The sequence below is a fragment of the Owenweeksia hongkongensis DSM 17368 genome (genome assembly GCF_000236705.1).
Taxonomy (GTDB): Bacteria; Bacteroidota; Bacteroidia; order Flavobacteriales; family Schleiferiaceae; genus Owenweeksia; species Owenweeksia hongkongensis.
This window is the reverse complement of record NC_016599.1, coordinates 969,225-981,346: the sequence shown is the minus strand read 5'-3', so window position 1 is coordinate 981,346 and position 12,122 is coordinate 969,225. Positions and strand designations below refer to the sequence as shown.

The window sequence follows — 12,122 nt, the reverse complement described above, 5'->3', positions numbered from 1 at the left end:
TGAGTGACCGATCGAAGAGAGATTGTATCAAAGAATGGGGGCGGTCAGAAAATAAACTAGGCTTCGATACTTTAAATGTTTTGCTCCGCAACATTTAAAACTCAGCCTGACAGCCGGATATGATGTCACCCTGAGTAATTCTGACCATAGGAAGAATAGTATCGAAGGGTGAAAAAGGAGGCCTACTTATTTCCCCAAATTCTTCCCGATATACGGGAAAGCCTTCACCATTCTACTTCCGTACCAACTAAACATTTCACCATCCATAAGTTTGACTTTAGCATTTGGGAATTGCTGACCAAAGTTGTGCAGATGTTTGGTGGTAAAAGAATACGGTTCAGAGGAGAGAATAATCAAATCAGGAGTGGCTTCTTTTAAATCATCTTCAGTGATTTGAGGATAGCGTTCATCACGATGCGCAAAGGCGTTGTTCAAACCAACTTCCTCCAACATTTTGTTTATAAAGGTGTCTTGCCCTGCTACCATCATCGGTTCATTCCAAATAAAATAAGCCACAGAGCGGTTTTGAGAAATACCTTTTAGTTTTAGTCTTTCTTCAGAAATAGCAGCATTTATAGAATTGGCGAGCTCTTCTGTCTCAGTGATTTTTCCGATTTCGGAAATCATATCCAGAGCATCATCTACGGTAACGATATCGCTCAGCCAAACAGGAAATTCAGATTCCAGAGCTTCGATTTGCTCTTTTATATTTTCCTCTTTATTACCAATGATAAGGTCTGGCTTAAGCTCTCGGATAAGGTCGAGCTTTAGATTCTTGGTGCCACCGATTACGGTTTTTTCCTTAAGCCAATGGGAAGGGTGTACGCAGTAGGCCGTGATGCCTACCACTTGTGCTTCCAAACCGAGGTCATATAAAAGCTCGGTTTGGGATGGCACAGTAGATATTATTCGCAGCGGTTTGCTGCTGAGTTCAATTTTGCGATTTGTCTGATCCGTATAAATCGCCATAAAGTTTTAGCTCAAAGCTCCGATTATGTCGTGCTTGGTGATGATGTGATGCTTACCATCTTCCAGTTTCACTAAAACAGCGTCATTTTCTTTAGAAATATGAGAAGCTACTTTCTTCACATCTTCATTGCTTTCAATGATAGGGTAAGGCTTGCCCATTACTTCACGCACGGTTTTGTCACCAGCAGAAGGATCAGAAATAATCATTTGGAAAAGCTTGCTGTCGTCCAACGAGCCGACAAATTCATCGCCTTCCATTACAGGAACTTGTGAGATTTGGTACCGTTGCATTTTAAGGATAGCGTGAGAAACCAATTCAGAACTCTTAGCCGTGATTAGGTTCAAGTCTTTATGTCCTTTTACAAGGTCAAGAGCAGTTGAATTTTCGGTGTTCAAAAATCCGCGATCACGCATCCAATCGTCATTAAATACTTTACCAACGTAGCGGCTACCATGGTCATGGAAAAGTACCACCACCACATCATCTTTGGTAAGTGTATGCTTCATCTGACGAATCATTTGGTAAGCGCTACCAGCAGAATATCCTAAAAGCATTCCTTCTTTTTTGGCTAACTCGCGAGTTACTAAAGCACCGTCTTTATCGGTTATTTTTTCGAAGTGGTCAATCACGCTGAAGTCCACGTTCTTTGGCAAAATATCTTCACCAATACCCTCGGTGATGTAAGAGTAAATTTCATTTTCATCAAACTCACCTGTTTCGTGGTATTTCTTAAAAACTGAACCATAAGTATCAGCTCCCCAAATTTTGATGTTTGGGTTCTTTTCCTTCAAGTATTTTCCAACACCCGAAATAGTACCACCAGTACCAACACCAACTACAAAGTGTGTGATTTTACCATCTGTTTGTTCCCAAATTTCAGGACCGGTAGATTCGTAATGCGCTTGAGCATTTCCAGGGTTATCATACTGAAAAGGGTAGAAGGAATTCGGAATTTCTTTATTCAAACGCTCTGCTACCGAGTAGTAAGAATCTGGATGTTCGGCAGCTACGTTTGTTGGGCATACGTGAATTTCGGCACCCATAGCGCGAAGGATGTCCATCTTTTCTTTACTCTGCTTGTCGCTAAGTGTGCAGATCAATTTGTAACCTTTTACGATTGCGGCAAGAGCAAGGCCCATTCCTGTGTTTCCGGAAGTGCACTCGATAATAGTGCCACCTGGCTTAATAAGACCATCTCTCTCAGCATTTTCAATCATTTGCAAAGCCATACGGTCTTTCACAGAATGACCAGGGTTGAAGTATTCCACTTTTGCCAAAACAGTGGCAGGGATATCTTCGGCAATTTTATTAAGCTTCACCATAGGAGTGTTTCCAATGGTTTCCAATAGGTTATCGTAAATTTTCTTTACTGGACGCATGCTTTATTTAATATTTAAAATTGAATATTTTTCTAAACTCTAAACTCTAAACTCTAAACTCTAAACTCTAAACTCTAAACTCTCAAGTCTTTTGATGCCGCAAAACTAATCAAACCTTATGGCTTTCACAGGTGAAATCCTTGTAATTAAGTAGGATGGAAGTATCAGGCAAATGAGGCATATTAAAACCGTAATTCCATTAAGGGCCAGTAGAAAAGGAATGTTTAAATCAATCGAGACTTCGCTTACATAGTATGTGGTCGGGTCCAGTTTCACAAAGCCAAACTGCTGCTGAAGCAAGCAAAGCCCAATTCCGATAAGGTTGCCCCAAAAGAGGCCTCGTAGAATAAGATATGTGGCGTTTATCAAAAATATCCTTCGGATGCTTCCATTGGCACTGCCCAATGCTTTTAAAATTCCTACCATTTGGGTTCGTTCCAAAATCAAAATTAGGAGGGCGATGGACATATTGATGGTAGCCACAGCAATCATAATTATGATGATAATCATGATATTCAGGTCAAATAAATCCAACCATTGAAAAAGTTGTTCGTTGAGCTGGCGGGCACTTAAGGCATCCAGATCATAGGGGAGTAGCAAGCGAATTTGCTCGTTGGTAGCAGTAATATTGTCATCATTTTTCAAAAATATTTCATAACCCCCAACTTCTGTAGAGTCCCATTTATTGAGGCGCTGCAAATGCTTGATATCACCAATAAGGAAATTATTGTCAATCTCTTCAAAGTCCGTTTGGTAAATCCCTGAGATGTAGAAATTCCGCAACAGCGGTGGCTTTGGTGCTTCTCGCACAAAGTACATGCTAAACTTGTCATTCAGCGTTAAGCTTAATTTATCGGCAATCGCCCGACTTATGAGAATGGAATCATTGTAGCCCGTTTGGCCAATGGTGGGAGCCTTACCTTCTGTGATGTACCCTGCAAGATTTTGCCAGTGGTAATCTGCGTTTACGCCTTTTAAAAGAGCGCCTTCAAACAGGCTATCTGTTTTTATAATCCCTGCTTTTTGTGCAAAAGGCTGAATATACTCTACACCAGAAATGCCCGAAATATGCGTTAATACTGAATCGGGGAGGTCAGTGGGCGTTTGTTCATAAGTAGGGTTGGGCTGGTAGTTTAGAATTTGAATATGTCCACTGAATCCGATTACTTTGTTGCGGATCTCCTTTCTGAGGCCGTTTCCGGTGGCCATGGCCACTATCATGATGATGATGCCGAGGGCAATAGCTCCAACGGAAATACGGATTACGGGACGGGAGATTTTTTTGGCTGCCGTTTTGCTTTTTACAATTCGGTTTGCAATAAAAAATTCGAAATTCAAGCTTATGACATTATTAAGTGCGGTTGCCAAATATAGGCATTTGGTGTATGTAGCCTTGCTGCTTCCCATGTTCACTTTTTCACAGGTACACTATGCCGAAAACGTAACAGTAGCTGCTGATCGCCCAGGCGCGTATTTGCCTTTGTTTTATGGTAAATCAGTGGGCGTGGTGGCCAATCAAACGTCTATGACCAAAGAGGGACATTTGGTAGATTACCTTTTGGTAAATAAGGTAGCTGTGAAAAAAGTATTTGCCCCCGAGCATGGCTTTAGAGGCACAGCTTCGGCAGGTGAACTTATAAAAGATGGCAAAGATGTAAGCACGGGTTTGCCCATTGTTTCCCTTTACGGAAATAACAAAAAGCCCAAAGCCGAGCAGTTGGCAGACATTGATATTGTGGTGTTTGATATTCAGGATGTGGGCGCGCGCTTCTACACCTACATTTCTACACTTACTTATGTGATGGAAGCTTGCGCTGAAAATGGAAAAACATTGGTAGTGCTCGATCGTCCCAACCCTCACGGATATTATGTAGATGGCCCTGTACTTCAGTCAGGTTTTGAAAGCTTTGTAGGTATGCATCACATCCCTGTAATACACGGAATGAGTATTGGCGAATACGCCAAAATGGTAAATGGCGAGAAGTGGTTGAAAAATGGTATTCAGTGTAAACTGGAAGTAGTACAATGCGAAAACTGGGATCATACGCTTACCTATTCCTTACCGGTAAAGCCATCACCCAACTTGCCAAACGATGATGCCATTACGCTTTATCCTTCGCTTTGCTTTTTTGAAGGAACCACAGTTAGTGTGGGCCGCGGAACGGACAAACCTTTTCAGCAAATTGGTGCTCCGTATTTCACCACAACAGATTATAGCTTTACGCCAAAAGGCAATGAGGGCGCCAAACACCCGAAGTATGAGGGTGAGGTTTGTCACGGTTTTCCTTTGAGCGAGTTTGCACATTACTACATAAGTGGGCTTGGCGAAATGTACATGTACTGGCTTTTGGAAGCTTACAATATGTCACCCGATAAGGATAAGTTTTTCACTTCCTTTTTTGATAAGTTAGCGGGAAATGATCAATTGCGAAAAGACATCGTTGCAGGAAAGTCAGTAGAAGATATTCGCAAAAGTTGGGTTTCAGATTTAGAAGCTTTTAAGAAAGTTAGAAAGAAGTATTTGCTGTATCAGGATTTTGAGTGATGCGGAGCGGACTACTGTACTTACTTTGTTTTCTTTTTATCATATCATGTAATACACCTGAAAGGTTAGATGGGCTTTGGTTTATTGCTTACTCAAAAGATAAAGGAGAAAAAGCAGATTTCAGAGGTGCAAGAAACCTACTTCATTTTCATGGGAGCGAGGTCCATACAATTCAAGCTGGAGATTTTGCAGCAAACAAATTAAATAGGATTTCAATTGATACCTCCAAATACCAATTAAATGATACAATCCTTAATTTGTGGGGGGAGAATATAAGTTGCCGAATTACCTCTGATTCAATTGTGTTGTCACAATTTCTTGGTATTGAAGGAATGGTGATTCTACTGCCCTTGAAGCATCAGGGTTTTGAGGTTGAACATAATTTTTTTAAAGATTCTTGGAGTTTTCAATACTTTGGATTTGAAGATACCTTAGACTTCATCAATGATTCCTTATTTATACACACCGGAGATTTGAATGTCTATTTACCAACTGAGAGCTGGAGTACTTTTGAGTATAATGGTATTACTTTTCTTCTTTTCAATAGCGGCATCCTTCCATGGATGGCTCCAATAACAAAGTGTACGGAGGATACGATTTTATTCGAAAATATATACAGACCAAAACAGAATATCGCTTTGTTCAAAGTTGAATCTGTATCAAGGCATAATCAACTAATCGGAACATGGAGGCAAGGGCATCCAGATGATGACCGTCAACCACCTCCTCCTTCGCCTGGAATGACAGAAGCTGATAGGCCAATAAAAATGACCTTTGGTCCGGATTCAGTGACACTTACAAAATGGGATGGAGAAGAAACTCTAAAGTGGGACTTAACTTCTGATGGCAAACGGATTTACTTTATTGATAAAATAAAAGAGAAATGGGGCTCCGGTAAAATTGTGAGGCTAACAGATGACCACCTGTTTTTAAGGATGTCTGGAAATTCAATGGAAGAAGATACCTTGAAACTTTTTAGGGTTCAATAACTCAAAACCGAAAACCCATAAGCGGTAATTTCATTTCCACGAAAGTTGTAAAGGAAGCATTTTACTAAATCTTCGGGATTTAAACCTTCTGGCAAAACAAACATACACCTTAGCTTTTCTGGCTTGCTGGTGTGATGCAGCATCATGCTTATACTTTTGTAGTAATTCGTGTTTACATCGTCAGTAGCGCTTATCGCAATGTCGGTAATGGTTGGTTCGCCTGAGTTTACATAAGTCATTTCAAAAAGGATATGGCGCCCACGGAGCTCACTTACTTTTTGCCCAAAGGCAGGTCCAAACTGTTCTGTGCTTTTTATCTTAATAAATTGCTCACCAATACTATCTTCCAAGGTTTCGTAGTGGCTTGACCAAAATGATTTTATGCTGTCGCTAAAGTTCAATTCCATTGGCTTGCTAGCCGAAGTGTCAATTGGGAGCAGGTCATAAAAATGTTGGTTCAACGAATCTGTGGTGTATTTGTATACCGATATTTTGCCGTTATGAGCCAATGGCTCCAGATGATGCACCAAGTTGGGGTGATTGTAAATAATGGCATGCGGCAAGTATTCGTCCTGAATTACCACAAAATCATAGTTAAAATCGTTTACTGCGTTTTGCAGATTCTCTTTGGTAGTATGCTGCACGGTGTATCCCCACCTTTTGGACAAGATGAGCGGAGCATTAGTAGAGTAGGCATCAAGTACCAATATGCGGTCATCTTTGGCAACTCCCGCTGCATCCAGAAATACATCTGCTGCATCAAAGTTGTGACGGGTAGTTTCGCCATCATCCCAGCTTTGGCGGGTATAACGATTATCCTGCACCGCTTTTGCTTGCAAGGTCCCTTTGTAAAGTAATCCAACAGAAGCAATGACAAAGGCTATGTTCCAACCTGGACGGCTTGGGATTAAAGAAACGGCTAATGCAAACAGCATTATGATGCCGGGGTAAAAGCTGTCAATAAAGTAATAGTCGTGAGCTGGGAACTGCTGCATCATCAAAACAAAGTAGAGTGAAACTCCTGCTAAAATCAAAGCCGTTAAAAGTGCCCATTGTTTTTGAAGCGTATTCCAGCTTTTAAAAGCGAATAACTTCCAAACCAAAACAAGGGCTCCCAAACCTAAAAACAGATAGTGTGCTTTGGTGAAGTATTGATATTTCCAGGTGTTCCAAATGTCGGTGAGTAGATTTTGAAACTCAGCAAAGGATTCTGGGTATAGCAGTTCTGTAAGAAACATGGTGCCGTATTTCTCAGCAAGCATTCCTTTATAAATGGAGTAGGCAATTATTGTAAAATAAGAAATAGCGAAGTAGAGTACTTCCCTACGGTAAGATGTTTTGCAGATGATAGCTTTTAGCGAAAGCTGAATAAGCACCGCGAACAGGAAAATATTATACGGTGTGCGATATAGAGCAGCAATGGTAAGGAAGAACAGACCCCAAGCCAGGTGTTTAGTATTAGCTTCTTTTAGGTATCGGAAAACAAAATAATAGCTAATAAATATGCTGGCAAAACTATAGGGTGAAGGAACAAAACCAGCATTGTAATACACAAGCACCGGACAAGTAAAAGCAAAGAGCGCAATCGCTATGGAGCGAACTGTTGAAGCTCCAATAAGTTTTGAAAGTCTAAACAAATATAGGTAACCGATTATGCTGTAAACAAGGGTAGTTGCTCTGAAAATCCAGGGTGCCTCGCTACCAAATATTTTCATAAACCATGCAATGATGTATTCAAAAATTGGGAGATCAACGGCAGTGACGCCCTCAATCGTCATCAGATTGAAAGTGCAAGGTTTGAAAAGGTTCATGCCAGTTTGCAAATAACAAAGTGCTAAGGCAAATCGGTCAGACTGTGTCCAGGCGTGATAATAGGAAGGGAAGAGGGTTATGGTTTCAGCATAAAAGTAATAGCTCAATGACCCTAAAATGGCAATTACCATTGAAATGTTAATCCAAATACTTTTTTGCTTCATTCTAAGATTTGAAGGGGCAAGATAATAATGCTGCAATGTTTAGTGCTAGGTACCTCGATTCATTTTTGCAAATCCTGTCGCAGCTATTGCAGAACCACTTATCACTGGTCCGTAAGCAACAATAAATACAGGTCCAATATCTATGATGCCAAAGAAGGTTCCGATTGTAATTATCAAGCCAATTGCAGCAAATAGCAAGCCTCCATAAAAAATGTTCTTTCCTAGAGAGTGCGAAGCCTTATTATGCGCAGACTGCTGTAGTTGCTTGTCTACCTGTTTTACAGTGATACTGATTTCTTCATTTTCGACACCCATATCTTGAAGGCTTGGACGCATTTGGGAGAAGGACATTTCTCCGGATTCTATTTGCTGAAAGTATTGATCAATGATTTGAGCTCTTGAATATTCCATAAAGCCAAGTTTATTAGTTGAACGGGAGTAAATATATCAAACTCTCTTTTTCAACTCCTCGGTAATCTCAAAAACAGCAGGGCACACCTCTACATTCTTTCGGGTGATTTCAAGAATCTGGTGCATTTTGTTGCGATCGGTGTGAGGATATTCGCGACAAGCTTTAGGACGGTGCTCATATACTGAGCAGTAATTGTCTTCGCCTAGAAAAGGGCAGGGCACTTGCTGGAGCACATGATCTCCATCTTCATCTACACGCAAGTATTCATCAATAAATTCTGTTGGTTTTTGCCCAAGATGTTTGCTTAGGCGCGAAATATCCCGATCGGTAAAAAGCGGTCCGGTAGTTTTGCAGCAATTGGCACAACTAAGGCAATCGATGTGCGAAAAAGCTTCGTCATGCAGTTCATGAAACTGCTGATCCAATTTCTTAGGATTTACACTTTTAAGGCGCCTGAAAAACTTCTTGTTTTCAGCTCTTTTGCTTTTGGCCTGTTGATTGAATTTATCGAGATCCATTACTTTCCTCTTCCCTGAAGAACAATAAGCACTGTGTAAATAAGAATTTTCAAGTCATTGAAAAGGTTCATGTTTTCAATGTAAATGATGTCATACTTGAGGCGCTGTACCATTTCATCTACATTTTCAGCATATCCAAACTTCACCATTCCCCAAGAGGTAATGCCAGGCTTCACGCGTTGTACATGCTTGTAGTGTGGTGCTTTTTGTTTGATAAGATCAATATAATATTGACGTTCTGGACGTGGCCCAACGATAGACATATCTCCGATAAGGACATTCCAAAATTGTGGTAGCTCATCTAGTCGATACTTTCGCATAATGCGCCCCCATTTGGTAATGCGTGAATCATTTTCACTACTAAGTTGTGGGCCATCTTTTTCAGCATCTACACACATACTTCTAAATTTTATCATGCTAAAGTCCTTAGCATTTTCACCACTTCGTACCTGTGTGTAAAAAATAGGTCCATCGCTGGATAATTTTACCATAATAGCGGAGAAAATAAGAAGGGGAGAAAGCAGAATGAGAAGTAAGGCAGAAACAACAATGTCAAAAACGCGTTTTACCACTGATTGCCACAAAGGCATTAGCTCATGATTTAACTCAATAAGCGGTGCAGAGGCAAGAGCCTCCATCTTTACTTTACCCGAAATGATATCATACGTATCGGGTATCATTTTTACCTTCACATCGGTATCCTGCAAAATATTGATGATGTTTTCGAGCTTTTCGTGCTCGGATGATTCAATGGCAATGATTACCTCTTCAATACTATATCGTTCAATTACTTCCGGAAGTTGGGTGTGGGTGCCCAAATGTTCAAGGTTTTTTTCGACTAACACATGGATGTTGTTGTGAACACTCACAAAACCAACAAATTGATTCCCGGTTTTTGTGCGATTTCCAATTTCTGTATAAAGCTCTGCTGCTTTGTCATTACTGCCAATAAGAAGGGTGTTAAATGAGATCTTTCCTTTGCGAATACGATGCGCAGTATTACTACTGATAATAAACCTGCCAAACCCTGTAAGTACAAAATGGCTCACAAAATAAACCAGAAAACCGCGGTAATAATCGGTATAGTTTTCTACCCAATCATCCAGTATGAGGGCGAAGAAGATGAAAATACCTCCAAGCAAGGAAGCGTTGAAGGTGTAAATAAGTTCCTTAAGGCGGGATCTTCGATAGATGTCTCTATAAAATGCAGTGACAAAATAAACGATGATCCAAAAGGCGGGAATGAGGAGTAACCCTAAATAATACGAATTATTGAAGCTTAGCTCATTTACTTCAAAACGCCCGGACTCGGTAACTACCCTACGAAATACATATAAAATGGTGTAGCTGCAAATAGCAGCCACAGTGTCCATTAAAATATATTTAAATCGTTGTAGAGTATCGTTTTTCATAGGCTCCTAATACACTAACTTGAGATTATCTAAATAAACATAGCCTGTATCTAGGCCTGATTGATGCTCAGCGGATATGAAAATTTTGTATTTGGTACCATCAAAATAGCTACTGGTTTCAGTTACCAGATTTACATAAATCTTATTCCAGTCTTCTTTTGGATTGATTCCCAAAGTTGCTTTTTGCTCAATTGCACCGGTTGAAGTTTCTGCAATTACCCCAACTATCATAGGAATGTTTGAGCGATAATTCATTTCCAGATACACGTTCAGGTTAGCACTTGGCAAATCATAAGAATTTACGGTTGCCACTTCAGCATAATCTGCTTTTGAGTTAGTATAAAGCACACCACATTTACCATTATTCTCTGTCGGATCCTGTGGATTTATAAACCAATCTGAAGGGTTATTGCTCTTTATTATGGAGGTATCGCTACTACTGGTTTTTTCAAAACTTAAGCCTGCATTATCAAAAGTTTCTAAAATATCAATTTGAGAAAAACTAGCGTAATTAGTTGTACGTTGTCCTTTAGTCAAGACCATTGTATCCGCTACTTCTCTGCCAGACGGAACATAAGTGGTGTCAAACTCTATATAATCCAAACGATCATAAATAGCGCGAGAAGCATCAATGCCATTCATGGTAATACCTTCGTACAAGCGTATTTTATTACTTCCTTCATTTAGAATAACAGGAGGTGTGGCAGGCATTTCAAATGCACCTATAGATTTTCCATTTACCTCAAGCCAAACTGTTGTTATTTGCATATGAGATGTTCCTTCCAAACTATAGTTTGTAGTAACAAACATGTCTTCAATAGAAAGATAAACAGGTTTTTTAGCCTCTTTACTTTCCTTAGCACAGCTCAATAGGGTAAATAGAAATACAGCGGCAAAAGCCGTTTTCAAGTATTTTTTAGCCATGTATTAGGCGATAACGTTAAGATTAAGGTTTATTTTTTCCAAGATTTGAGTGGCAACATCCAAAGCTTGGTAACCATCTTCAAGGGTAACGCTCACATCACCCTTTTTATTGATAGCTATCGCAAAAGATTGTAGTTCTTCCTGTATGGCGTTGGTTTTTAGGGATTCAGGCTGTTCAAAATAAATTTGTTTTTCCTTTCCATTACCTAAATCCATGATCATAGCGAATGGATCATTGTGATCAACCTCGTCTTTCATGCGAATTACTTCGCTGGATTTCTCTAAAAAGTCGATTGTAACATAGGCATCACGCTGGAAGATACGCGTCTTACGCATGTTTTTTAAGGAAATTCTACTGGCCGTAAGATTGGCCACGCAACCACTGTCAAATTCTATTCTAGCATTGGCAATATCAGGAGTGTCACTTACCACCGCTACACCACTGGCATTTATCTTTTTAATGTTTGACTTTACTACACTTAACACAATGTCTATATCATGAATCATCAAATCCAAAACCACAGGCACATCTGTTCCGCGAGGGTTGAATTCCGCTAAGCGGTGGGTTTCAATAAACATTGGGTTTTGAATATAGTTTCTTGCGGAAAGGTATGCAGGATTAAAGCGCTCCACATGGCCCACTTGTGCCAAAACACCCGCTTCTTCTGTAAGCTTAATCAATTGCTTGGCCTGAGAAGCAGTTTCGGTGATTGGTTTCTCTATAAAAATATGCTTACAAGCTTTTAAAGCTTTTACAGCACAGTCGTAGTGGTTGAGTGTTGGAGTAACAATATCCACTACATCTACAGCAGCTATTAGCTCGTCAATGGTTCTAAAAAATGGAATACCCATTTCATCACTAACCTTCGCTGCCACTTCAGGGTTAGCATCGTAAAAGCCAACTACATTATAATGTTCTGGTAAATTACTAAGACACTTCAGGTGAATTTTTCCTAGGTGGCCAGCACCGAGTACGCCTACTTTCAGCATATTATTT

11 protein-coding genes are annotated in these 12,122 nt (G+C 40.1%); 2 read left to right on the top strand and 9 right to left on the bottom strand.

Translation table 11 applies throughout. The features are described from left to right. Window positions 1-186: 186 nt before the first annotated feature. The 3 genes from OWEHO_RS04495 to OWEHO_RS04485 form a co-directional block, all read right to left on the bottom strand. Window positions 187-969: a helical backbone metal receptor gene (locus OWEHO_RS04495; protein ID WP_014201283.1), complete on the bottom strand. Its 783-nt coding sequence runs from the start codon at window positions 967-969 to the stop codon at window positions 187-189. 6 nt (window positions 970-975) lie between these two features. Then, window positions 976-2,349 (bottom strand): pyridoxal-phosphate dependent enzyme, encoded by a 1,374-nt coding sequence (locus OWEHO_RS04490; RefSeq protein WP_014201282.1) that lies wholly within the window; start codon window positions 2,347-2,349, stop codon window positions 976-978. Window positions 2,350-2,454: 105 nt separating this feature from the next. After that, entirely contained in the window at window positions 2,455-3,687 is a 1,233-nt protein-coding gene (locus tag OWEHO_RS04485) for an ABC transporter permease (protein ID WP_014201281.1), read from the bottom strand. 4 nt (window positions 3,688-3,691) lie between these two features. On the opposite strand from OWEHO_RS04485, the gene OWEHO_RS04480 reads away from it, so the two are divergent. Further along, window positions 3,692-4,894, top strand: coding sequence for an exo-beta-N-acetylmuramidase NamZ family protein (locus OWEHO_RS04480; protein ID WP_014201280.1), 1,203 nt, complete (start codon window positions 3,692-3,694; stop codon window positions 4,892-4,894). A 305-nt stretch (window positions 4,895-5,199) separates the two neighbouring features. Beyond that, window positions 5,200-5,883 carry a hypothetical protein gene (locus OWEHO_RS04475; protein ID WP_143764513.1) on the top strand — a complete coding sequence of 228 codons (684 nt, stop codon included), beginning with the start codon at window positions 5,200-5,202 and terminating at the stop codon, window positions 5,881-5,883. Here the strand turns inward: OWEHO_RS04475 and OWEHO_RS04470 are convergent. Genes OWEHO_RS04470 through OWEHO_RS04445 form a run of 6 tightly spaced genes read right to left on the bottom strand, consistent with a single transcriptional unit; the run spans window position 5,877 to window position 12,115 of the window. Continuing rightward, window positions 5,877-7,859 carry a glycosyltransferase family protein gene (locus OWEHO_RS04470; RefSeq protein ID WP_014201278.1) on the bottom strand — a complete coding sequence of 661 codons (1,983 nt, stop codon included), beginning with the start codon at window positions 7,857-7,859 and terminating at the stop codon, window positions 5,877-5,879. The two genes, OWEHO_RS04475 and OWEHO_RS04470, sit on opposite strands and share 7 nt — an antisense overlap. 45 nt (window positions 7,860-7,904) lie before the next feature. Further along, window positions 7,905-8,270 (bottom strand): hypothetical protein, encoded by a 366-nt coding sequence (locus OWEHO_RS04465; RefSeq protein WP_014201277.1) that lies wholly within the window; start codon window positions 8,268-8,270, stop codon window positions 7,905-7,907. Window positions 8,271-8,306: 36 nt separating this feature from the next. Further along, window positions 8,307-8,789: a YkgJ family cysteine cluster protein gene (locus OWEHO_RS04460; protein ID WP_014201276.1), complete on the bottom strand. Its 483-nt coding sequence runs from the start codon at window positions 8,787-8,789 to the stop codon at window positions 8,307-8,309. Then, window positions 8,789-10,201: a sugar transferase gene (locus OWEHO_RS04455; RefSeq protein ID WP_014201275.1), complete on the bottom strand. Its 1,413-nt coding sequence runs from the start codon at window positions 10,199-10,201 to the stop codon at window positions 8,789-8,791. The genes OWEHO_RS04460 and OWEHO_RS04455 overlap by 1 nt, the downstream gene beginning before the upstream one ends. A gap of 6 nt (window positions 10,202-10,207) precedes the next feature. Continuing rightward, window positions 10,208-11,125 (bottom strand): hypothetical protein, encoded by a 918-nt coding sequence (locus OWEHO_RS04450; protein WP_014201274.1) that lies wholly within the window; start codon window positions 11,123-11,125, stop codon window positions 10,208-10,210. Between the two features lie 3 nt (window positions 11,126-11,128). Beyond that, entirely contained in the window at window positions 11,129-12,115 is a 987-nt protein-coding gene (locus tag OWEHO_RS04445) for a Gfo/Idh/MocA family oxidoreductase (RefSeq protein WP_014201273.1), read from the bottom strand. Between the last annotated feature and the right edge of the window lie 7 nt (window positions 12,116-12,122).

Excerpts from the sequence above, each read along its gene's own strand:
- OWEHO_RS04495 (WP_014201283.1), bottom strand. The coding sequence starts at position 969 with ATGGCGATTTATACGGATCAGACAAATCGCAAAATTGAACTCAGCAGC.
- OWEHO_RS04490 (WP_014201282.1), bottom strand. The coding sequence starts at position 2,349 with ATGCGTCCAGTAAAGAAAATTTACGATAACCTATTGGAAACCATTGGA.
- OWEHO_RS04450 (WP_014201274.1), bottom strand. The coding sequence starts at position 11,125 with ATGGCTAAAAAATACTTGAAAACGGCTTTTGCCGCTGTATTTCTATTT.
- OWEHO_RS04480 (WP_014201280.1), top strand. The coding sequence starts at position 3,692 with ATGACATTATTAAGTGCGGTTGCCAAATATAGGCATTTGGTGTATGTA.
- OWEHO_RS04470 (WP_014201278.1), bottom strand. The coding sequence starts at position 7,859 with ATGAAGCAAAAAAGTATTTGGATTAACATTTCAATGGTAATTGCCATT.
- OWEHO_RS04465 (WP_014201277.1), bottom strand. The coding sequence starts at position 8,270 with ATGGAATATTCAAGAGCTCAAATCATTGATCAATACTTTCAGCAAATA.
- OWEHO_RS04445 (WP_014201273.1), bottom strand. The coding sequence starts at position 12,115 with ATGCTGAAAGTAGGCGTACTCGGTGCTGGCCACCTAGGAAAAATTCAC.
- OWEHO_RS04460 (WP_014201276.1), bottom strand. The coding sequence starts at position 8,789 with ATGGATCTCGATAAATTCAATCAACAGGCCAAAAGCAAAAGAGCTGAA.
- OWEHO_RS04455 (WP_014201275.1), bottom strand. The coding sequence starts at position 10,201 with ATGAAAAACGATACTCTACAACGATTTAAATATATTTTAATGGACACT.